The organism is Streptomyces sp. NPDC048142, from assembly GCF_043202835.1.
In the GTDB taxonomy this organism is placed as follows: domain Bacteria; phylum Actinomycetota; class Actinomycetes; order Streptomycetales; family Streptomycetaceae; genus Streptomyces.
Genome location: NZ_JBIDBC010000014.1, coordinates 119,580 through 141,976, shown reverse-complemented (window position 1 = coordinate 141,976; position 22,397 = coordinate 119,580). Strand labels below are relative to the sequence as shown.

11 protein-coding genes, 1 tRNA gene and 4 pseudogenes are annotated in these 22,397 nt (G+C 74.0%); 8 read left to right on the top strand and 8 right to left on the bottom strand.

Features of this window, described 5'->3' with window-relative positions; translation table 11 throughout:
• Nucleotides 1-190 precede the first annotated feature (190 nt).
• Both ACGF2Y_RS19670 and ACGF2Y_RS19665 read right to left on the bottom strand, forming a co-directional pair.
• A complete protein-coding gene (locus tag ACGF2Y_RS19670) occupies nucleotides 191-739 on the bottom strand; it encodes a hypothetical protein (RefSeq protein WP_392948891.1) in 549 nt (182 codons plus the stop codon).
• A gap of 216 nt (nucleotides 740-955) precedes the next feature.
• On the bottom strand, nucleotides 956-2,842 hold the full coding sequence (locus ACGF2Y_RS19665) for a hypothetical protein (RefSeq protein WP_392949029.1): 1,887 nt from the start codon (nucleotides 2,840-2,842) through the stop codon (nucleotides 956-958).
• 424 nt (nucleotides 2,843-3,266) lie between these two features.
• On the opposite strand from ACGF2Y_RS19665, the gene ACGF2Y_RS19660 reads away from it, so the two are divergent.
• Both ACGF2Y_RS19660 and ACGF2Y_RS19655 read left to right on the top strand, forming a co-directional pair.
• The gene (locus ACGF2Y_RS19660; RefSeq protein WP_392948888.1) at nucleotides 3,267-3,860 is read left to right on the top strand and encodes a hypothetical protein; all 594 of its coding nucleotides are present in this window, start codon (nucleotides 3,267-3,269) and stop codon (nucleotides 3,858-3,860) included.
• A gap of 217 nt (nucleotides 3,861-4,077) precedes the next feature.
• Nucleotides 4,078-5,283 carry a hypothetical protein gene (locus tag ACGF2Y_RS19655; RefSeq protein ID WP_392948886.1) on the top strand — a complete coding sequence of 402 codons (1,206 nt, stop codon included), beginning with the start codon at nucleotides 4,078-4,080 and terminating at the stop codon, nucleotides 5,281-5,283.
• A gap of 191 nt (nucleotides 5,284-5,474) precedes the next feature.
• Here the strand turns inward: ACGF2Y_RS19655 and ACGF2Y_RS19650 are convergent.
• Nucleotides 5,475-5,858 (bottom strand): annotated as a pseudogene (locus ACGF2Y_RS19650) (DUF192 domain-containing protein); the annotation flags it as partial.
• A gap of 125 nt (nucleotides 5,859-5,983) precedes the next feature.
• Here ACGF2Y_RS19650 and ACGF2Y_RS19645 point away from each other — a divergent pair.
• Complete coding sequence (locus ACGF2Y_RS19645) at nucleotides 5,984-6,778, top strand: prepilin peptidase (protein ID WP_392948883.1); 795 nt, start codon at nucleotides 5,984-5,986, stop codon at nucleotides 6,776-6,778.
• A 239-nt stretch (nucleotides 6,779-7,017) separates the two neighbouring features.
• Nucleotides 7,018-7,578: pseudogene (locus tag ACGF2Y_RS19640) on the top strand (class I SAM-dependent methyltransferase); the annotation flags it as partial.
• Here the strand turns inward: ACGF2Y_RS19640 and ACGF2Y_RS19635 are convergent.
• From ACGF2Y_RS19635 to ACGF2Y_RS19625, 3 genes and pseudogenes are all read right to left on the bottom strand, one after another.
• Nucleotides 7,570-8,007: pseudogene (locus tag ACGF2Y_RS19635) on the bottom strand (GNAT family N-acetyltransferase); the annotation flags it as partial. The pseudogenes ACGF2Y_RS19640 and ACGF2Y_RS19635 sit on opposite strands and share 9 nt — an antisense overlap.
• Nucleotides 8,008-8,141: 134 nt before the next feature.
• Nucleotides 8,142-9,005 carry a peptidoglycan-binding protein gene (locus ACGF2Y_RS19630; protein WP_392948881.1) on the bottom strand — a complete coding sequence of 288 codons (864 nt, stop codon included), beginning with the start codon at nucleotides 9,003-9,005 and terminating at the stop codon, nucleotides 8,142-8,144.
• 366 nt (nucleotides 9,006-9,371) lie between these two features.
• Nucleotides 9,372-10,364, bottom strand: a complete 993-nt coding sequence (locus ACGF2Y_RS19625; protein WP_392948878.1) for a hypothetical protein — start codon at nucleotides 10,362-10,364, stop codon at nucleotides 9,372-9,374.
• Between the two features lie 59 nt (nucleotides 10,365-10,423).
• Here ACGF2Y_RS19625 and eccCb point away from each other — a divergent pair.
• A pseudogene (gene eccCb / locus ACGF2Y_RS19620) lies at nucleotides 10,424-13,075 on the top strand (type VII secretion protein EccCb); the annotation flags it as partial.
• A 227-nt stretch (nucleotides 13,076-13,302) separates the two neighbouring features.
• Here eccCb and ACGF2Y_RS19615 read toward each other — a convergent pair.
• Nucleotides 13,303-14,595, bottom strand: coding sequence for a S8 family serine peptidase (locus tag ACGF2Y_RS19615; RefSeq protein ID WP_392948876.1), 1,293 nt, complete (start codon nucleotides 14,593-14,595; stop codon nucleotides 13,303-13,305).
• 215 nt (nucleotides 14,596-14,810) lie between these two features.
• Between ACGF2Y_RS19615 and ACGF2Y_RS19610 the strand changes: the two genes are divergently transcribed.
• On the top strand, nucleotides 14,811-18,104 hold the full coding sequence (locus tag ACGF2Y_RS19610; protein WP_392949026.1) for a right-handed parallel beta-helix repeat-containing protein: 3,294 nt from the start codon (nucleotides 14,811-14,813) through the stop codon (nucleotides 18,102-18,104).
• Between the two features lie 170 nt (nucleotides 18,105-18,274).
• Here the strand turns inward: ACGF2Y_RS19610 and ACGF2Y_RS19605 are convergent.
• Nucleotides 18,275-18,347, bottom strand: a tRNA-Arg gene (locus ACGF2Y_RS19605).
• A gap of 306 nt (nucleotides 18,348-18,653) precedes the next feature.
• On the opposite strand from ACGF2Y_RS19605, the gene ACGF2Y_RS19600 reads away from it, so the two are divergent.
• Both ACGF2Y_RS19600 and ACGF2Y_RS19595 read left to right on the top strand, forming a co-directional pair.
• Nucleotides 18,654-20,297 carry a dynamin family protein gene (locus ACGF2Y_RS19600; RefSeq protein WP_392948873.1) on the top strand — a complete coding sequence of 548 codons (1,644 nt, stop codon included), beginning with the start codon at nucleotides 18,654-18,656 and terminating at the stop codon, nucleotides 20,295-20,297.
• Nucleotides 20,294-22,252: a GTPase gene (locus tag ACGF2Y_RS19595; RefSeq protein WP_392948870.1), complete on the top strand. Its 1,959-nt coding sequence runs from the start codon at nucleotides 20,294-20,296 to the stop codon at nucleotides 22,250-22,252. The genes ACGF2Y_RS19600 and ACGF2Y_RS19595 overlap by 4 nt, the downstream gene beginning before the upstream one ends.
• Nucleotides 22,253-22,397 lie beyond the last annotated feature (145 nt).

Below are 22,397 nucleotides of genomic sequence, written 5' to 3'. Positions count from 1 at the left end.
AAGGCGCGGAGCACGAAGGCGCGGAGCACGAAGGCGCGGAGCACGAAGGCGCGGAGCACGAAGGCTTCGAGCACCACGGCGTCGAACACCATGGCGTCGATCTTCACCTCTGCCATGGTGGGTTCTCCCGAGGGATGGCGGGAGAAGCGGATGGGAAGCTGATAGCGCCGCAAGTGCGGCCAGGCACGCCCTACTTCACCGTGATCGATCCCACGAACGCGTCCAGGTCCTCCGCGTCGACCGCGTCCTTCACCGCGTTCAGGCGCGCCACGAACGGAACGCCCTTCGTGTCCACGCCCGCCACCAGGACCCCCGTCATCGGCGTCCCCGCGTTCGGGGTGTCCTCCTGGCCGTCCGCCGTGAAGTCGTAGTCGATCCGGCGGGCTTCGCGGGCCTCGTCGGCGCTGTCCGGGCCCGCGAGGCGTACGTCCTCCGTGGCCGTGCGGGTGGATCCCAGGCCGATGCCTGCGCCCGCCGCTGCCGCCGCCCCGGCCGCGTCGCTCACCCCGGTCGCGAAGTCCAGCTGGACCGAGACCATGCCGGTGCGGATGCCGTCGTCCACCTGGAGTGCGACGGCCGCGTTGCTCCTGGCCCGCTCGCTCGCCGGCTGTACCGCGTACCCCTCGCTCTTCGGGTAGCCGACGCTCAGGCTCTTCGTGTCCAGCGTGCCCCAGCCCTCGGGCACGGAGGCCGTGTCCTGGTGGCCGCCGCATCCGGTCAGCAGGAGGGCCGCTCCCATGACGGACACCCCCATGACGGCCGTTCTCCCGCACACCCCCATGACGGCGGCTCTCCCGGACGCGCCCCTGACGTCCGCTCCCGTGGCGGACGCTCTCCTGACGGCCGCTGTGGTGGCCCGCATGCGACCCCGGATCCTCCCCGGCCCCGGGCTCTTCCCTGTGCTGGAACTCATCGTTCGTGTCACCGCCTCTTCGCCTCCCGCCTCTTCGCCTCGTCAGTTCGCGCAGTAGCTGTACGGAACATACGTGCGCCGGTCGCCCTGCGGTGCCCCGAGGAACCGCGCGTCCGCCAGCATCTCCTTCTTCACCTCCGTGGAGAGCGAGAGCCCGAGGCTCATGCCGAGCGAGATCTCGAAGCCGAACTCCTGGGCGTCGCTCTCGCCGGTGTACCGCATGCTGCTGGACAGCCCGTCCTCGAACATCAGCTGCTGGAAGGGGTCGTTGCCCTCCGGGCGGGTCTCCATGCCGTGGTCGCCGAAGAGGTACTCGAACGGGGCGGTGTTGTTGCCGGAGCCGCCCAGCCACTGTTCGGCGACGGCCCGGTTCGCCTCGGTCGCCGCGTCCATGTCCTTGCCGAAGACGATCGAGTTCGTCACCACGTCGATCCCGGTCCCGGACGAGGAGTCGGACGCGCTGCCCGTGCCGCCGCGTTTGTCCTGGCCGCTCTCGCCGTTGTCGCCGCCGACCTCGACCTTGCCGGACGTCGAACCGCTCTCCACCGTCTGCGTCATATCGATGCGGACGATCTTCCCGGTCTTCTGGTCGCGGGTGACGGTGATGGCGCCCGTGCGGGCCTGCTTGCCGCCGACGGTGCCCTTGACCGGGCCAACGTTCCCGCCGGCCTTGCCCTCCAGTTCGAGCTTGGCCGTGTACGTGTACGACTCGTTGCCGTTCACGTCGTCCTTGGTGATCGTCACCTCGGGTGAGAACGTCGCCCTGCCGCCCAGTCCGGCGCCGAGTTCGCCCTCGTCGCCGCCCTTGAAGGACAGGCCGCCGTCCGCGTAGGCGTTGAGGCCGACGGTCGAGTAGGAGATCTTCTTGTCGCCGATCTTCCTCTCGATGTCCTCCTTCTTCTCCGCCCACTTCATCGCGGAGTACCAGCCGCCGCCGTAGCCGCCGCTGTGCTTGGTGGAGGTCTCCCACATCTTCATTTCCTCGATGTCGTCCCGCATCCTCTCCGCCTCCTCCTCGCTCGCGAAGATCCAGGTGTCACCGTTGGTGATCTTGATGCCGCCGCCGATGTCGATGTCCGCCTTCCCGAGGCTCCCGAGCTTGACGCCGGGGGTGCTGGCGGTGGCCCCGGCGGATGCGGCGTCGGTGAACGTCATGGAGACGAACTTGTCGTCGCCGTCGACCTTCCCGTCACCGTTCACATCGGTGCTCGCCTGCGAGACCTTCTGCTGGAAGCCGTACTCCTCCCCCCACTCGAACCAGCCGACCTTGACCTTGCCGCCCGCCGTGTCCGAGATGGTGGAGACCTGGCACATCCTGGGCTCGTAGTCAGCGTCCGTCCTCGGCTTCGCCCCGGGATCCTGGCCGACGGTCGAGCAGGAGCCGCCACCCCCGGCCAGCGAGCTGATCGCGCACCGCAGCCGCTCCCCGATCCTCCCGCCGGCCCCGGCCATCGCCATCGCGCCGATCAGCAGGACGACGAGGGCGACGACGCCCAGGTACTCCGTCGCCGTCGCGCCGCTGTCACGCCAGTTGTACGCGTACGGCGGGGGCGGCGGCCGGGTGGCACGTTCCTCCAGCAGCCGGTCGACGGCCACCCCCGACGCCGCGCCGGCCGCCAGTGAGACGGCCGGCATGAGGACGCCCTCGATGCCGACGACCTCCCCGGCGACGGCGAAGCCGTACAGCAGGCCGGCCAGCGGTACGGCCAGGGCGGCGAGCAGGTACAGGGCGCGGGAGGACTCGCGGTGCTCGTCGGGGAGGATCCGGGCGGCGGCCAGGACGGTCAGCAGCGTCACGAGGAGTGCGGGCAGGTGGATCAGGGCCAGCCGCCAGCCGAAGGTCTCCAGCCGCGCCTCCGTGCCCAGCAGTTCGACCAGGACCCGGCTCGTGACGAATCCGGCGGCGAGATAGACGAGGGCGCCCGTCACCCAGCTGCGGGTCAACGCGAAGAACCGGCCGCCCTGTTGGCCGTGGCGTGGGGCGCCGGGTCCGGCGAGGCCGTGGCGCCCCGGCGGTATGTGCCCCGCGCTCCGGTCTTCCCGGCCTCCGCCCGCGCCACCGCCTCTGCCTCCGCTCACGGTGCACCTCTCCTCGACCCCGCGCGTGTTGCCCGACGGCTGAGAGCGTACGGCCGGGAAGCTGCCGCCACCCGGGTCCACGGTCCCAAAGCCGGGCCCAAGTGCGGGATCCGGCAGCCGTGTTACGCCGCCGGGGTGCGGCGGCCGTTCTGCTTGGGGCCGCCCGTGGGCCCGTGGGCCCACGCAGTCCCGGCCGCCGCTCAGTACGCTCGGATGCGCCGGGGGTCGCCGACCACGACGCCGCCGCGATGAAGAGCGATGGGGGTGGGCGTCGATGGGTGCCGGATTCTTCTACTCGTACCACCTGGGCTGGACCCGGCTGGACGCCCGGACGCTGCTGGGCGACCTGGAGGCCGAAGGGCTCCGCCCGGCCCACCCGGTGACCGGCCATACGGTGCTCGTCAGCCTCGACTCCGCGTCCCTGGGGGCCCGTTCGCCCGTCACCCGCGAGCAGTTGCTGTCCATCGCCGGCCTCCAGCGGCTGCACAAGGTCGGATTCCGGCTGTGGACCGGCGGGGGCCTCGACCTCCTGGTGCGCATCCGGCGGGCCCGTGCCGGTGTCGTCACCGTCGAGTTCGCCGTCGGGGAGCTGCCCGAGCCGGAGCGGGGGCGGGCGGTGAGCGCCATCCGCCGTACCGTCGGACGGGCCTCCGTGCTGTGCATCGGCTTCGTCGTCGACCGGAGCGGCGCGACGGCCGCCACCGACTGGGACGGCGTCGTCATCGAGGGCACCGCGCACCTCGACGCCTGGCCGGACACCGTCGCCGTACGGGACGAGACGGCGGCCCGGCACCCGCAGCTGGCGGTCATGGACGGGGTGGAGATGTCGCCGTGGAAGGTGTTCGGAAACGAGGTGCTCGGCGCCTGAGCGGGTCCGCCCCGGCCACCGACCGCCACGGTCCCGGCCGCCGACCGCCAGGGCCTCGGCCACCGGCCCGCCACGCCTCACCGGCCCACCGCGCCCACCCGGCCCGCCACCACCCGTCGACCCCCTCGGCCACCGCCCGGCCGCCACGCCACCGAGCCTCCGGCCGGCAGGCTCCCCGTGGAGAGACGAGTCCACCGCCGACGTCATAATCGGCCGTATGTCCGATCACCAGCTCCGTACCCGGACGCTCGCTGCCCCGGCCCCGGCCCCGGCCCCCCGTGCTCCCGGGCTCCGGGCCGCCGCCGCGTTCCGGGCCGCCACGCCCGCGCTCGCCGTCTACGCCGCCGCGCGGGCCCTGGGGCTCCTGGTCTTCTGGGCGGCCGCGTCGGCCGCCGGGAAGGATCCCCTGGGGCCACTCAGCGGACGCTGGGACTCCGTCTGGTATCAGCGCATCGCCGAGAGCGGCTACCGCTACACCGTCACCCTCCCGGACGGCTCCGTCCACTCCGACCTGGCGTTCTTCCCCCTCCTCCCGGCCCTGGAACGCGGCATCTCCGAGGTGACCCCGCTCACCCTCGGCGGCGCCGGCCTCCTGGTCGCCTGGACGGCCGGGCTGCTCGCCGCCTGGGGCGTCTTCGCCGTCGGATCCCATCTGTGCGGACGGCGTGCGGGCGTGGTGCTGGCCGCGCTCTGGGGCGTCTGCCCGACGGCGTTCGTCCAGTCGATGGCGTACACGGAGACCCTGTTCACCGCCCTGGCCGCCTGGGCGCTGTACGCCGTCCTCACCGGCCGCTGGATCGTCGCGGGCGCGCTGGGCGTCCTGGCGGGGCTCACCCGGCCCACGGCGGCGGCGCTCATCGCGGCCCTGGCGATCACCGCCGCCGTCACCCTCGTACGGGAGTACCGCGACGAGCGCCGTGCGGGTCCGGTGCTGCGCCGCAACGTCCGGATGATCGCGGGCGTGGCGCTCGCACCACTGGGCTGGCTGGCGTACGTGGTGTTCGTGGCCGTCCGCGAGGGCAGCCCGTTCGCCTACTTCGACGTACAGGCGCAGTGGGGCAACAACATCGACGGCGGTCGCGCGCTCGCCGCCTTCATCGCCGGACTCCCGTGGCCCACCGCCCTCGGCCTGTGCGCGGCGCTCGGGCTGCTGGGGTGGCTCGTGGTGCTCTGCGTACGGCAGCGGCAGCCGCTCCCGGTCCTCGTCTACACCATCACGATCGTCGTCATCTCCCTGATCGGCGCCGGATACTTCGGCTCCCGGCCGCGCCTGATGATGCCCGCGTTCCCGCTGCTGCTCCCGCCCGCCGTCGCTCTGCTGAGGCTGCGCAGCACGGGACGCACGGCCGCCGTCCTCGCCGTCCTCGCCTGCGCGTCCGCCGGTTACGGGGCCTGGACCCTGCTGGGCGCGGGCCCGCCGTAAGGCACGCCGGACGCCCTCGACGCCCCAGGCGCCCCCTACGTCCCAGGCATCCCGGACACCCCAGGCGCCCCGGAAGTCCCAGGGGCACCGGCCGACCCAGGTGCCCCGGAGTCGGCCGACGCCCCAGACGCCCCGGAAGTCCCAGGGGCACCGGCCGACCCAGGTGCCCCGGAGTCGGCCGACGCCCCAGACGCCCCAGACGCCCCAGACGCGGCCGTCGCCCGCAGCTCCACCCGTACGCCCGGCCGCACCCCCCACCGCTCCATCGCCCCGGCCTCCGCCTCCACCACGTGCCGGGCCCGCAGCCGGGGCAGCCCGAGGCGGCCGGGCTTCATCGTGCGGACCGCGAGGACGGTGAACTTCCGGTCCAGGTACGCCACATCGATGGGGAACCGCATCCGGAAGGTGTGCACACTCCCGCACGGGGTGAGCATCAGCGCCCCCTCGATCCCGTCCCGCCCGAGCAGCCCCCGGGTACGGGCCCGGTACGAGGCCGCTATCCGCAGCGGCACCTCCCGGGCCCCGGAGTCCGTGCCGACCGTGAGCGTCCCGCCGCCATCGCGCCATGTCCTCATGGGCACCGACCGTAGCCCCGGCCGGACGTCCGTGGCTGCCGAACGCTCACCCCTGGGCCCCGGCCGGCCGTTCCTGGGCCCCCGGACCCAAGACCCCTGTTCCCGCAGCCCGTTAGGGTCGTCCCGTGGACGCCGCGCTGCTCGCCCTCGCCGCGGTCTGGGGAGCCGTCACCGGACTGCTGATCCCGCGTGCCGCCTACCGGTTCGCCGTCGAGCCGGAGGAGCCCTGGCGTACGGCGTGCCCTGCGGGACACCCGCTCACCGGGCCCGTCCGCGGCTGGCTCGGCCCGGCCCGGTGCGCGTCCTGCGCCGCCCCGGGAATGCTTGCCGCACCCGGGTCCGACACCGCCGCCGTAACTCCCGGCCCCGGCCGGTCCGCCTACGCCCCCGGCGTCCTCGCCCCCCTGGCCACCGTGGTCGCCTGTGTCGCGCTCGCCGCCGCCACCGGGGCCAGGCCCGAGCTCATCGGGTGGCTGGCGCTGGCCCCCGTCGCCGTGCTCCTCGCCGCCGTCGACCGGCGGGTCCACCGGCTGCCCGACCCGCTGACCCTGCCCCTGGCGGTCGCGGCCGTCCTGCTGCTCGGCGGCGCCGCGCTGCTTCCCGGGCACGCCGGATCCTGGACCTCCGGCCTGCTGGGCGGCCTGGCCCTCGGCGGTTTCTACTTCCTGCTCTTCCTGATCAACCCGAACGGCATGGGCTTCGGTGACGTGAAGCTCGCCCTGGCCCTGGGCGTGGCCCTCGGCTGGTACGGCTGGACCGTGCTGTTCCTGGGCGGGTTCGCCGGATTCCTGTTCGGGGCGGCGTACGGACTCGGCCTGGTGCTGCTGCGCCGGGCGGGGCGCCGGACCGGCATCCCGTTCGGACCGTTCATGATCGCCGGGGCGCTGACCGGCCTGCTGCTGGGGGCCCTGGCCGGGTGAGGAAGGGCGGCCCGCGTGCGAGCACCCCGTGCACTTGGGGCCCGCGCGCGAGCAGGCATCCGCGTGCCCGGGGCCCGCAGCGGCACCCCGGGCGGCAAGAACAAGGGCGACACCCCGCACGCGCGCACCCGGGCCCGCGCGGATCGCCCGGAGTTCCTTCGCGGACCCGCCCGGAGTTCCTTCGCGGACCCGCCCGGAATTTGTTCGCGTGCCCCGGGGCCGCCTGACACGATTCCCGTATGTCCGAACCATCCGTTCCCGCACCCCTCCCCTCCGACCCCTCCGACCCCTCCGGCTCCTCCGACTACTTCGACTCCGCGGCCTCCCGCGACCGGTTCGAGGCCCTCGTCGCCGAGGCCGACGCCGGCTCCGTGGACGGATGGGACTTCTCCTGGCTCGACGGCCGCGCCACCGAGGAGCGCCCCTCCTGGGGGTACGCCCGCGCGATGGCCGACCGGCTCGGCCGGGCCCACGCCGCGCTCGACCTCCAGACCGGGGGCGGCGAGGTGCTGGCCGCCGCGCCGAAGCTCCCGCCGGTCACCGTGGCCACGGAGGCCTGGCCGCCGAACATCGCCCGCGCCACCGCCCTTCTGCACCCGCTCGGGGCGGTCGTCGTCGCCGACGAGGACGAACCGCCGCTGCCCTTCGGGGACGCGGCCTTCGACCTCGTGGTCAGCCGCCATCCGGTCACCACGTGGTGGGAGGAGATCGCACGCGTCCTGACCCCCGGCGGCACGTACTTCTCCCAGCAGGTCGGCCCTGCCAGCGTCTTCGAGCTCGTGGAGTACTTCCAGCAGCCAGCAACGGCCGTCCGGGGCGGGCCCTGTCACCGCGTCCAGCAGCGCCGCGCCCAGCCCCGCACCGTGTGCCTCCGGCGCTACCGCCAGCTCGTTCACCTCCAGCGCGCCGCACAGCCACGCCCGCGTCCGCCCGGGACCGAGGGCCTCGGCTACCTGCCCGTAACTGCGGTCGACCGGAAAGGCGTCCGGGGTGGTCCAGGCCGTGGCGAAGCCGGTCACCGTCCCCCCGGCTGTTTGCCCGGCCGTCGCCACGGCCGCCGTGAACCCGGGCCGGAGCGCGTCCCGTACGAGCCGCTTCGCATAGTCGTCGGCCGCCGCCGGATCCTCGTTCCAGGGCGGGGCCGCGAACGCACGCGCGTACACGTCGCGGATGCCATCGGCGTACTGGTTCAGCTCCCCGGCCTCCACCGTTCGTACCTCGGCCGTCATCGCACCGTCCCTCGGATCTCATCGGCGATCCATCGGACAGCCCTTAGTGAACCGCCGTACCGGTCCGGTCGGCGGGCGGCCCGTCCGGCTCCCTCACCTCCGGGGGAGAAGGAAGGGAGCCGGACGGGCCTCCGTCACACGTTGGGCACCTTGAGCCGGTCCCAACTGGTCCTCCCGGGAATGCCGTCCGCGTCGGCGCCCGTGTAGCCCAGCTTGCGCTGCCAGGTGGCGTACGACTTCCGGTCGGCCTCGGACCAGACCGGGCCGGGACCCACCGCGTACCGGCCGCAGCCCTCCGCGACGAGGCGCTTGCCCATCGCCGTGATGATCGCGCTGCTGCGGCCGACCCTGAAGAACGCGGCCCCCGGGTACGGCTCGTACGCCGGCTTGGAGGGGCCGTCCGGGGAGCCGCCGAGCCGCTTGCCGATCCGCGTGCGCATCGCGTTCATGGTGAACCCGCGCGGATCGACCTTGCCCGGCTGCCACTCCAGGTGCCCGATCACCGACCGCTGCGACCAGCCGTGCGCCCGGCAGACGGCGGCGGCGGCCCGCTCGATCGACAGCAGCTGGGCCGCCGGCCAGGGATCCTTGCCGTCGCCGAGATTGACGCACTCGAAGCCGTAGAAGTGCCGGTTGCCGTCGGTGTTGGCCTCGTTGTCGGGGGGCAGCGCCTTCTCCGCGATGACGGCGCGCAGGACGTCGTCGTCGCCGAGCCCGGCGTGGTTGGCGCGCCCGTTGCCCACGAGATGGACGGTCCCGTCCTTGGCGATGACCCCGTGGCAGAGCGGGCCGGGCAGGGCGGAGTGGCCGTTGTAGCAGAGCTCGACCGAGGAAGCGGTGCCGGAGGTGACGGTGTGATGGATCATCACTCCGTGCGTCGGACCCCAGGGACCCTTGTGGTTCCGGTTGTTGGTACGCCAGCTCCGGTGTTCGACGACGTGGAGGCCTTCGTCGCGGAGGGCTCTGAGCAGCCTGGCTGCAGACAGCGGCGTCGCCATCGCGGCGCTCCTTTCCCTGATGGTGCGTAGGTCACGCGAGTGCTTCGGCGTGCGGGTGGCGGGACCGGCGGGCGGGCGGCGGCACGGAGCCGCGTACGCCCGCCGGGTGACGGGGCGGTAGGGGGAGCGCCCTGCGGTGGGGATTCCGCCTTCGGGCCCACCTGGTCGATTTGCCCGCTCCCGTGCCCTGCCGAACGTCCCGCCGGGCGGAAGGTTGCGGCTTGCGAACCCCCGGCCGGGTGCCCCCGAACTTCTGACCGAGGTTTCGCCGCCGAAAAGATCCGACGCCCCCGGCCACGGCCGGTGTGCCCCCTCCGCGCCGCCGCGCACCGCACGCCTGACGCGCCCCCTCCTCGCGCCTGCCGCTCAACCGGTGCAGGTCACCTTCACCGCGGATATCGCATGGTGTTCGTTATTGCTGTCCTGGCCCCGGTCGTGCAGGCGCACGGAGAGCTTCTTGGCGTCGACGGCGAACGTGCCCGGCACGTTGTACCAGGTGCCGCGACGGTCCTGCTGGTTGACGTAGTAGGAGCCGACCAGGTTGTTGGTCCTGGGCAGGAACCGGTCGTAGACGGTGTAGTAGCTCGGGTCGCCACCGACCCGCACGATGTCGGAACTACCGGGCACATGGACGGAGATGCCGCACTTCCTGGCGGCGGCGGGCAGGTCGAACAGCCAGGTCGCCGAACCGCCCGAGTCCTTGGAGGAACTGCCGGACATGGGCATGGAGTGGTATTTCCCCGCGCAGTTGTAGCCGCTGTAGCCGCCGCTGTGGGTGGCCCAGCCCCTGTTGCCGTCGCTGTAGTAGCCCGACTTCTGGAAGCGCTGGGTGGGGCACTCCGGGCCGGCCACGCCGCTGTACACCACGGTCGGCGTCGACTTGGTCTGCGACTTGGGCGCTGTGCCCGTCGAGGGGGCCTTGGCGGGAGTCTCCGAGCCCGTGCCCGCAGGGGCCTTCGCCCCGGAACCGTCCTGGTCCGCCGGGCCGGCCTTGCCCGACGTGCTGCCCTTGGAGTCCTTGCCTCCCCCGGCGTCCTCGGCACCTCCGGCGCCCTTGGTCCCCGCCTTCGACCCGTCCTCGGACTGCGGCCCGTCGCCCGCGTCCGCGCGTACGTGGTTGGCGGGGCCCTTGTCGCCCCGGGCCGCGGGGTCACCCTGCTCGGAGCCACCGGGATGCCGTACGCCCTCGGGGTCGGCGGGGTCGGTGCCGGGGACGTAGCCGCCCTTCTGGCCGTCCTGCTTCCACGCGGCCGCCGCCGCTTCGCCGCGCACGGGCTTGGCGTCGTCCTTCTGGGCGGCCGCCACGACGAACGGAGCCCCGAGGAGCAGCGCACCGGCGAAGGCGGCTGCCACCACCATCGGCCGCGACACCCGGCCGGGCCGCTCCGGAGCGCCGCCCTCCGCCGCCGAGGCGCTGCCGCAGCGAGCGGGCCAGACTGCGGGTGCCGCTGGGTCTCGCCGGTGACGGCACCCCGGTCGAACTGGACATCAAGGAGGCGGCGCAGGGCGGCATGGGCCCGCACGGCGTGCTGATCGGCGCGACGGGCTCCGGCAAGTCCGAGCTGCTGCGGACCCTGGTGCTGGCGCTGGCGCTCACCCACTCCTCGGAGAAGCTGAACTTCGTCCTGGTCGACTTCAAGGGCGGCGCCACCTTCCTCGGCCTGGAGGACCTGCCGCACACCTCGGCCGTGATCACCAACCTCGCCGACGAGTCGGCCCTGGTGGACCGTATGCAGGACGCCCTGCACGGGGAGCTGATGCGCCGTCAGGAGCTGCTGCGCAGCGCCGGGAACTACACGTCGGCGTTCGAGTACGAGACGGCGCGGGCGGCGGGGGCCGCCCTGGAGCCGCTGCCGACGCTCTTCGTGGTGGTCGACGAGTTCAGCGAACTCCTCTCCTCGCACCGCGACTTCATGGATCTGTTCGTGATGGTGGGGCGACTGGGCCGCAGCCTCGGCGTGCATCTGCTGCTCGCCTCGCAGCGGCTGGACGAGGGCCGGATGACCCAGCTGGAGTCGCATCTGTCGTACCGGATCGCCCTGCGTACGTTCTCCTCGATGGAGAGCCGCGGCGTCCTGGGCGTACCGGACGCCTACCAACTGCCCTCCGTGCCCGGCAGCGCCATCCTGAAGAAGGACACCGGGACCCTGGTCCGGTTCAAGGCCGCGTACGTCTCCGGGCCCTACCAGGGCGTCCGCAGGGTCGGCGCGTCGGCCGTCGCCGGGCAGGTCGTCCCCTACCGCACGGAGTGGACCGCGCCCCGGCTCCCCGCGCCGGAGTCGGTGGCGGAGCCGGTGGCGATGGAGGAGGCGAGCGAGGAGACCCTGCTCGCGCTGGCCGTGTCCCGGATGCGCGAGGGCGGCAGGCCCGCCCACCAGGTCTGGCTGCCGCCGCTGGACAGGCCGCTGTCGCTGGACACCCTGCTGATGGGCGTGGCGGCGCACGCCGAGCGGGGTCTCACCACCATCGACCCCGGGCCGCACGGCGAGCTGACCGTGCCGGTGGGCGTCATCGACCGGCCCTTCGACCAGACCCGTGAACCCCTGATCGCCGAGCTGTCCGGCGCGGGCGGGCACGTCGGCATCGCCGGCGGTCCGCAGACCGGCAAGTCCACCCTCGTACGCGACCTGATCATGGCGCTGGCACTCACGCACACCCCGCGCGAAGTCCAGTTCTACTGCCTCGACTTCGGCGGCGGCTCGCTCGGCGCGCTCCGCGACCTGCCGCACGTCGGCGGTGTGACGGGCCGGCTGGACCTGGAGCGGGTGCACCGCACGCTGGCCGAGGTGCACGCGCTGGTGGCCAGGCGCGAGAAGCAGTTCGCCGACGAGGGCATCGACTCCATGGCGACGCTGCGCGCCCGCCGGGCCGCCGGGGAGCTGCCGGACGACCCGTACGGCGACGTGTTCCTCGTCGTCGACGGCTGGGGCACGATCCGTCAGGACTTCATGGAGGTCATGGACACCATCGCGGCGCTGGCGGCCCGGGGCCTCAACTACGGGGTGCACCTCATCGTGGCGGCGAGCCGCTGGTCGGAGATCCCCACCGCGCTGCGGGACCAGCTCGGCACCCGCTTCGAGCTGCGGCTCGGCGACAGCATGGACTCCATGATCAATATGCGGGCCGCCGCGACCATCCCGAAGTCCCCCGGCCGCGGCATGACCGAGACCAAACACCACTTCCTCACCGCCCTGCCCCGGCTGGACGGCGGCGACAGCGCCACGGACCTCGGGGCGGGCGTCGCGGACGCGGTGGCCCGGGTGGCCGAGCACTGGCAGGGCCCGCCCGCGCCCGAGGTACGCACCCTGCCGGCGGTCCTGGAGCCCACCGAGCTGCCCGACGCCGAGGTCGGCGCGGACGGCGATCTGCGCCTGCCGCTGGGCCTGGAGGGCAACCAGCTCGACGTCATGTGGCACGACTTCGCCCAGACCGCGCACCTGGTGGTGGTGGGCGACGCGGAGACCGGCAAGACCAACCTGCTGCGCGCGGTCTGCCGGGCGGTCGCCGACCGCTACACCCCCGACGAGGCGCGGGTGCTGCTGATCGACTACCGGCGCGGTCTGCTGGAGAGCGTCCCGGAGTCGCACCGGCTGGGCTACGCGGTCTCCGTCGACGTCCTCAAGCAGGCGGTGGACGGAGTTGCGCGGGCCATGAAGGAACGCCTGCCCGGCGCGGACATCTCGCCCGCCCGGTTGAAGCGGCGGGACTGGTGGACCGGCCCGCGGGTCTTCATGGTCGTGGACGACTACGACATGGTCTCCAGCGGCAGCATGAGCAACCACTTCGGGCCGCTGCTCGACCACCTCGCCCAGGGCGCGGAACTCGGTCTGCACCTGATCGTGGCCCGCAGCGCCAACGGCGCCGCCAGGGCGATGAACGATCCGCTGCTGCGCCGCCTGATGGAGGTCAACACGCCTGCCGCGCTGCTCTCCTGCCCGCCGTCGGAGGGCTACCTGTTCAACGACACCAAGCCGAAGCAACTGCCGCCGGGGAGGGCCCAGCTGATCACCCGCAGAGGCGTGGTGCAGGTGCAGACCCCGCTGCTGCCGGACCCGGCGGGCGAGGCGTAGGAGCGCCGGGGGCCGGGGCGACGCGGCCGTGGTGCCTGGCCTCTGGCGCACGGGCACTGGCCCAGGACCCCGACGCGCCCCGGGCCGACGCGCCCCTGGCTCCCGGTGGGTGGCGCGCCCCGGCCCGGCGCGCCCGGCTGGACGCGCCCCTGGCCGGCGCGCCCCGGCTGGAAGCCCCCCGGCGGGCCCGTTCCGGCGGCCGTGGCCCGGAGACCCGGGCCCGGTGCTCAGTCCGCCTCCGTGACCGGACCGCCGGTCCGGCCGGCCCGCCAGCCCCGGCGGCGGCCCCGGGGCAGTACGAACGCGAGGAAGGCGACGAGCATCGTGACCCCGGCCGCCCCGCCCGCCACGGCCAGCGCGTGATGGCGTACCGTCGGCGGGTCGAGCGGCGGGACGGCCCTGGCCGAGGCGTTCCGCGGCGCGGACGGAGCCGGGGACTCGGCGTGCTCCTCGGGAAGCACCGCGGACAGGGCCCGCACCGGATCGATGACCCCCGGCCCGACGCCGGTCTCCTGGGTGCCGCCCATGGCCCCGTAGGCGGTGGCCTCCAGGCGGTGCGCGAGCTGCTCGCCGCTCAGCCGGGGGTGGTAGGAGAGGACCAGGGCCGCCGTGCCGGCCACGAAGGCGCCGGCCACCGCGTCGCCGCCGCCGGTGAACTGGCCGCCGCCGCCGGGCCCCGGACCCGTCACCGAGACGCCGGGAGCGCTCAGCCCCGGCCGCGTACGCGCCCCCTTCTCCGTGTCCCGCGCTTCCGGTTCGCCTCCCGGCCCCACCGAGGAGACGGCGAGCACCCCGGGCAGCGCCGCCGGGTAGACGGGGCCGCTCTCCGCCCGCGACGCCCCCGCCCCGCTCTCCCACTCCCGCGCCGAGGCGGGCGCCACCACCAGCGCACCGGCCTTCCGCGCCGCGAGGACGGCCTCCTTCAACTGCCGTGGCGCGGAAGGAACGGCCAGCGCCACGTGGATGATCCGCGCCCCGGAACCGGTGGCCGCCCGGATCCCCTCGGCCAGCGCCTCGGGCGTGGTCACGCCCTCCTCGTCGGTGGCCCGTACCGCGATCACCCGGGCTTCCGGGGCGACCCCGGCCGCTTCGAGCCCCTGCTGCCGCTTGCCCGCGACGAGGCCGGCGAGGAACGTCCCGTAGCCGACGCAGTCGTCCTCCACGGTGCCGCCGGCCACCACGTCCGGGCCCGCGGTCACCCGGCCGGCCAGCGCGGGCACCCGGCGCAGATCCGCTCCGGTGCTGACGACGGCGACCTTCACCCCGGCGCCCCGGCTGAGTTCCCAGGCCCGGTCGATCCCCAGGAAACTCTGCGCCCAGGGGGTCCGCGCCGACCTCTTGGCGGACTTCGCGGTGCACGGGCGGCCGTCGGTGACGGTGGCGCGTATGCCCGGCAGCGAGGGGCTGTCCTCCTCCCCCTCCGCCGCGCCCGCGGGAGCCGCGGCGCCGGGTATCAGGAGCAGGGCCGCCAGAACCGCCGGTCCGAGTGCGCGGGACACCGAGGACCTCGAAGATCGCATGCGCCGATGGTAGCGACGTTCCGGCTGCCGCCGGCACCTCTCTCCGGAGCACCCCGAGCCGGTGCTCCGGGGGCGTTCGTACCCTGCGGGCGATGGCGGTCCACCTGCGCTAACAGGCATGATGGGCACAGCAGTTTCCCTCGCCCTACATGTCGCGCGTCTCCGCCCCGTACCTACGGCGCAGGGGGTCCGGGAGGTCGAACGTGTCACGCCAGATGCTCATCGTCGCCGCCGACGGGACGGGCGACCACCGCACGGTCGGGGAGGCCGTCGCCAGGGCCCGCGCCGGGGCGGTCCTCAGCATCGCGCCGGGACGGTACGAGGAGAGCGTGACGATCACGGCGGCGATCACCCTGATCGCCTCCGAGGGCCCGGGGACAGCGGAGTTGGCGCCCCGGCGCGGCACGGCGCTGACGCTCACCGGCGACGCGGTGATGGTCAGGGACCTCGTGCTGCGCGGGCACGACGACGAACTGCCCGTGGTCGACGCGCCGCGCGGAGAGCTCGCGATGGACCGGTGCGACATCCACGGGTCGGCCTGGTCGGCGCTCTTCGCGCGGGAGAGCGGATCGCTGGCGCTGCGGCAGTGCCGGATCAGCAACCCGGCGGGCGCCGGTGTGGTGTCCACCTCCCCGGCCGAGAGCTTCCTGGAGAAGTGCGTCGTCGAACACCTCGGGACGTCCGCGCTGGTGGCCGGTGAGCGCGGCAGGATCACCGCCCGCTTCAGTGAGCTCAGGGACACCCAGGGCAACGGCGTCCTCACCAACGGGCAGGCCCACGTCCTCCTGGAGGAATGCGCGATAGCGGCGACCGGCAAGCCGGGTGTCGCCGTCGAGGAGGAGAGCTCGGTCCGGATGGTGCGCGGCACCGTCCGCAAGGCCGCCGTCGGCGTGCTCGTGAACACCACGGGACCGGTCGTCCTGGAGGACGTCGCCGTCAGCGACGTCACCGGGCACGGCTTCGCCGTGTGCGGCGGCAGCTCCCCGGCCCTGACCCGGTGCGGCACCGAACGGACCGTCGGGCACGGACTGTTGGTGGCCGAGCGCAGCCGCGGTACGTTCGGCGGCTGTACGTTCGCCACGGCCGGTGAGCCCGCCGTACGGATCACCGGCTTCTCCTCGCCCGTGCTGTCGGACACGGTCGTCCGGGACGCCGAGGGGACCGGCGTACTGCTGGAGGAGGACTCGTCCGCCGAGTTCGACCGCCTTGAGGTGCACGACAGCGGCGGGTCCGCAATCGTGATCCGCAGCGGCGCCAACCCGCTGCTGCGGCGGGCCACGGTCACCGGGGCCGGCGCGCACGGCGTCCAGGTCGTCAAGGACGGCAGGGGGCGGCTGGAGGAGTGCGTCGTCGAGCGGGCGGGCGACTCGGCGGTCCATGTCTCGGGCCACGGCAACGTGTTCGTGGGCAAGAGCCGGCTGCGCTCGTCCGCCGGGGCCGGCGTGCACATCGGAGCGCTCGGCACGCTCACGCTGCGGGACACCGCGGTGGAGGAGTCCGGCGGCGCGGGCGTCCACATCGAGACCGAGGGCGATCTGGCGGCCGTACGCGCCGTGGTGACCGGCGCGGCAGAGTGCGGCGTACGGGTGTCCGCCGGGGCCCGTACCTCCCTCAACGGCTGCGAGGTGACGGGTTCGGGCGCCGACGGCATCCGGGTGGAGGGCGACGACGCCGTGTCGCTGACCGGCTGCACCGTCCGCGCCAACCGGGGCAGCGGTGTGCGCCAGACCGTGCCCGGCGACCGGCTCGCCGTCGAGGGGCTGGTCAGCGCGGAGAACGGCGCCCCGGACGCCTGGGGCACCGCGCGGGACGCGGCGGCTGGGAACGGGCGGCTGCCCGGCGGAGCCGCCCCGGCGGCCGAGCCCCGGCCCGGCACGGGTCCGGTGGCCGAGCTGGAGTCGCTGATCGGCCTCGACGAGGTCAAGCAGCAGGTGCTGACGCTGATCAACCTCAACCGGATGGCGCAGCGCAGGGCCAGCGTCGGGATGCCCGCTCCGCCGATGAGCCGCCACCTGGTCTTCGCGGGCCCGCCCGGCACCGGCAAGACCACCGTCGCCCGGCTGTACGGCTCCATCCTCGCCTCGCTCGGCGTGCTGCGCTCCGGCCACCTGGTGGAGGTGTCGCGTGCGGACCTGGTGGCGCAGATCATCGGCGGGACGGCCATCAAGACCACCGAGACCTTCAACAAGGCCCTGGGCGGGGTGCTGTTCGTCGACGAGGCGTACACCCTGCTCTCCGACGGCGGCGGCAGCGGCGCCGACTTCGGGCGCGAGGCGATCGACACCCTGGTGAAGCTGATGGAGGACCACCGCGACGACGTGGTGGTGGTGGCGGCCGGCTATCCGAAGGAGATGACGGAGTTCCTGGCGTCCAACCCGGGTCTCGCCTCGCGCTTCACCCGCAACGTCGAGTTCAGCGACTACACCTCGCAGGAGCTGGTCACGATCGTGGAGCGGATGTGCACCGGCCACCGCTACGAGCTGGACCCGGCGGCGCGGACCGCGCTGGTCACCCGCTTCGACCGGATTCCCCGCGACGCGGGCTTCGGCAACGGCCGGACCGCCCGCAAGGTCTTCGAGGAGATGGTGGACCGGCAGGCGTCCCGGCTGGCCGGCCTGGCGGAGGCCGACGAGCGGCAGCTGGCCGTGCTGACCGCGGAGGACGTGGGCGTCCCGGCGGGCGGCCCGCCGGAGGACGAGCAGGGGGAGGACCCGCTGCTGCGGCTGGACGCCCTGGTGGGCCTGGCGTCCGTCAAGCGCGAGGTGGGCGACCTGGTCCATCTGCTCGCCGCCGCGAGCCGCCGGAAGGCGGCCGGCCTGCCCGCGCCCCGGGTCGGCAACCATCTGATCTTCGCGGGCCCGCCCGGCACCGGCAAGACGACCGTGGCACGGCTCTACGGCGAGCTGCTGGCCTCCCTGGGCGTGCTGCCGCGCGGCCAGCTCGTCGAGGTCTCCCGCGCGGACCTGGTGGGCCGCTATGTCGGCCATACCGCGCAGCTGACCCGAGAGGCGTTCGAACGGGCACGGGGAGGCGTCCTGTTCATCGACGAGGCCTACACCCTGACGCCTCGCGTGGGCGGCGCTTCCGCGGATTACGGCCAGGAGGCGGTGGAGACGCTGCTGAAGCTGATGGAGGACCACCGCGAGGAGGTGGTGGTGATCGCGGCGGGGTACACCGAGGAGATGAGCCGCTTCCTGAACTCCAACCCGGGCCTCGGCTCCCGCTTCCCGCGCCGGATCGAGTTCCCCGACTACTCCTCGGACGAACTGGTCACGATCGTCTCGATGCACGCGGCCGACAACGGCTACGCGTGCGCACCCGGCACGGCCGACGCGCTGCGGGCCCACTTCGACGCCGTCCCCCGGGGGGCGTCGTTCGGCAACGCCCGGCTGGCCCGGCAGACACTGGAGGAGATGATGACCCATCAGGCGGGCCGGCTGAGCACCGTCGCGGAACCCACCCTGGACGACTTGCGGCTTCTCCACCCCGAGGACCTCTCCCGGCGCTGAGCGGTCCGAGGCCCTTGAGGGGGTCTCCGACGCCGAGGGGCCCTGGTCCGCTCCCCGGCGCCGAGCGGTGCGAGGCTGCTTACGCCGCCATGACACCGCGCCCGCTACCGTTCCCCCGACCGACGAAGAGGCCCTCGGATGCGGAGGGCCTCTCGGCGGTGCGGTCGGTGCGCCCCCGGCAGGACTCGAACCTGCGGCCAAGCGCTTAGAAGGCGCCTGCTCTATCCACTGAGCTACGGGGGCCGGGAGTCCTGATCGGTGGTTCCGTGGCCGTGCCGGGACAAGGATAGGGCTCCGATCCCCTGGACCCGGTTGCTTCACCTGCGTGGCACGATGTGGAGGTTCGGTGAAGCGAACCGATAATCGCAGGTAGGTGCGATTCACGCATCGGTTTTCGCTCCCCGCGCGCCGGGTGTTGTGCACTCGTTATGCCCCCGCCCCACTCGTCCCCTCTGTCCTGACTCTGTCCGGAGGGTGGAACCGCCGCGCAGAGGGGGCTATACGCTTCAAAAAGGCTGCAAAATTGGGCATTCTTCGCATGTGGTGACCATGGACGTACGGCCTCAGCTCATCGACGCACTTTCCGCCCTGCGCGACCGTGTCGCCGCCGTGCGCCTTCCACTGCCCCTGCCGGGGGCCGAACGCGCCCGGCAGACCAGGGTCGAACTCCTCGCCCAGCTCGACGACTACCTCCTGCCACGCCTCAAGGACCCCGAGGCGCCGCTGCTCGCCGTGATCGGCGGATCCACCGGGGCCGGGAAATCCACCCTGGTCAACTCGCTGGTGGGGTGCCGGGTCAGTCAGGCCGGGGTGCTGCGGCCCACCACGCGGACCCCGGTGCTGGTCTGCCACCCGGACGACCACCACTGGTTCGCCGGGGCAAGGGTGCTGCCGCAACTGACCCGGATCTGGCTGCCGCCGGGTCAGGCGCCCGACCCGGACGGGCTGGACGACCTCGCCGCGCGGGGAGAGGACGGGGAGACCGCGCTGCGGGTGGAGACCGCGGTGAGCCTGCCCCGCGGGCTCGCGCTCCTGGACGCCCCCGACATCGACTCGCTCGTCGTCCGTAACCGCGTCCTCGCCGCCGAACTCATCTGCGCCGCCGACATCTGGGTGATGGTCACCACCGCCTCGCGCTACGCCGACGCGGTGCCCTGGCATCTGCTGCGTACCGCGAAGGAGTACGACGCGGCCCTCGTCACCGTCCTCGACCGGGTGCCTCACCAGGTGATCACCGAGGTGTCCCGGCAGTACGCGGCGCTGCTGACCCGGGCCGGGCTCGGGGACGTACCCCGGTTCACCATCCCGGAACTGCCCGAGTCCGCGGGCGGCGGCAGCGGACTGCTCCCCACCACCGCCGTCGCCCCGCTGCGCGCCTGGCTCGCCCACCGGGCCCAGGACCCCGCCGCCCGGCAGCAGGCGGTGGGGCGTACCGCCTCCGGCGTCATCCAGTCGCTCAACGTGCGGATGCCCGGCCTGGCCTCCGCCGTCGCCGCCCAGTACGCGGCCTCCGTACGGCTGACCGCGGTGGTCGAGGACGCGTACGGCAAGGAGGCCGCCCGGATCCGGCGCCGCCTCCGGAGCGGGGCGGTGCTCTCCGGGGACGCGCGGACCCGGTGGCGCGGCTACCCGCTCTACAGCTCGTCCGAGGAACTCCTCGAAGCCCTCGTCGACAGCCTGGTGGCCCTGCTCCAGTGCTCGGTGGCCGCCGCCGACGAACAGATCCGCACCCAGTGGCGCCGCGAGCCCGCCGGGAGCCTGTTCCGGTTCGAGGACGCCGGGCGGGAGGCCGGGGGCTGGGGGCCCGCCGAGGACGTCGAAGGGCGGATCGCCGTCGCCGTACGCCGATGGCGGCGGGTCCTGGAGGAGCTGGCCGAGGAGGAGGTGCGCCAGCTGGAACGCAGCGTGGCGCCCGCCCCCGAGAACGTCGCCGCGCTACTCGCGGCCGCCCTTCTCGGCGGACGGCGGGCCCGCGCGGCGGGGGAGCAGCTCGCCGAACGCATCGGCGCCCAGGGCGCGCTGCGCCTCCGCGACAAGGGCGGTGAGCTGCTGACGACCTACCTCGACCAGGTACTCGGCGGCGAACGCGACCGCCGCCTCGCCCCGCTCGACGCGCTCGACATCGCCCCCGAACCCCAGGCCGAACTGATCGCCGCGCTTTCCGTACTGCAGAAGGAGAGGTGGCAGCGATGACTGCCGTCACGGACGAGGGAAACGGCAAGGGCAAGGGAAACGGCAAGGGCATCGGCAAGCGCATCGCCTTCGGCAACGGCATCGGCATCGGCACAGGGAAATCGGATGGGGGCCCATCGGACAAGGGCCCGTCGGGCGGCGGCAGGAGCGGTGGGCGCAAGGACGGGCGCTGGGACGACGGGCTCATCGCCCGGCGCGCCGCGGCGGCCGACGCCCACGAGGACGGGGAACCCGCGCCCGGTACGCCCGACCAGGACGACCCGCAGCCGCAGGTCGAGGCGTACGTCCCCTCCGGCGGGCCGCTCCCGCCCCGGCTCGACGCCCTGCGCGAACTCGTCGGGCTCTCCCGCGCCCGGCTCGACCGGGACAGCCTCGCCGAGGCGGGACGCGTGCTGGACGAGGCGGCCGCCCGGCAGCGGCTCTCCTCACGGCACACGGTGATCGCCGTCGCGGGAGCCACCGGCAGCGGGAAGTCGACCCTGTTCAACGCGCTCGCCGGGGCCCCGATCTCCGACACCGGGCTGCGCCGGCCCACCACCTCCCAGCCCATCGCGTGCAGCTGGACCGACGGGGCCGCCGGCCTGCTGGACCGGCTCGCCGTCCCCGGCCGGCTGCGGCGCAGGCCCCACCCCGGGCCCGCCGCTTCCGACGAGGCGCTCCAGGGACTCGTCCTGGTCGATCTGCCCGACCACGACTCGGCGGCCACCGAGCACCGCGACCAGGTGGACCGGGTCCTGGCCCTGGTCGACGCGGTGATCTGGGTCGTCGACCCGGAGAAGTACGCCGACGCGGCCCTCCACGAGCGCTATCTGCGCCCGCTCGCCGGACACGCGGAGGTCACCTTCGTCGTCCTCAACCAGACCGACCGGCTGCCCGGCGATGCGGCCGACCTCGTGCTCGACGACCTGCGCCGCCTCCTCGACGAGGACGGCATCGCGCTCGGCGAGCACGGCGAACCCGGCGCCACCGTCATGTCCCTCTCCGCGCTCACCGGCGACGGGGTGCCCGAACTCCGCGAGGTGGTCGGCCGGTTCGTCCAGGACCGTACGGCCGCCACCCGCCGCCTCTGGGCCGACATCGACGCGGCGGCGGCGCGGCTGCGACCGGTGTACGTGGCCGAGGGGCGGCCCGGCCTCGGTGAGCGGGCCCGCGAGGAGTTCACCGACCGGCTGGCCGAGGCCGTCGGCGCGGCGGCCGCCGGGGAGGCCGCCGAGCGGGAGTGGCGCAGGAACGCCGGGCGGGCCTGCGGGACGCCGTGGCTGCGGCTCTGGCGCTGGTACGAGAACCGGGGCCTGCCCGGCAGCCTGGACCGGATGGGCCAGGCGCTCACCCCGCCCGAGGAGGAACTGACGGCCCGGCAGCGGGTCGAGCAGGCGGTACGGATCGTCGCGGACGCCGCCGCCGACGGGCTGCCGGGACCCTGGGCGCAGGCGGTGCGCGAGGCCGCGTTCCACGGGGCGAAGGGGCTGCCCGAGGCGCTGGACGAACTGGCGGTCAAGGCGGGCGCCCCCGGCGTGTCCAGGCGGGGCGGCGGGACGGCGGGCGCGCAGGGCATCAGCGGGACGCCGCTCGGCGGCCGGGCGGCGAAACCGCCCCGGCCGAAGTGGTGGCCGGCCGCGGTGCTCGCCCAGGTGTCGATGACGCTCCTGCAGATCTTCGGCGGCCTGTGGCTGACCGGCCAGATCATCGGTGTCCTGGAGCCGGGGCTCGTCACGCCCGCGCTCGTCATGCTGGCCGGGGTCGTCGGCGGCCCGCTGGTGGAGTGGTCCTGCGCCGCGGCCATCCGGGGCCCGGCCAGGCGGTACGGGCAGGACGCCGAGCGGAGACTGCGCGAGGCGGCGGCCGGGTGCGGCCGGGCCAGGGTCCTGGACCCGGTCGCGGCCGAGCTGGTGCGCTACCGGGAAGTGCGCGAGCGGTACGTGACGGTGACGGAGTTTTCCACAACCGGCCGGTAGTCCACAGGCCCCGACGCGCTTCCCGCCCGGCGGCCACCATGGAGTCCGCACGACACCGCCGTACGGCGAACCCACCGTAAGGCGAACCGTCGTACGGCGAACCACGGCACGACGAGCCGCCGTACGACGAGGTGCGAGTGGATGC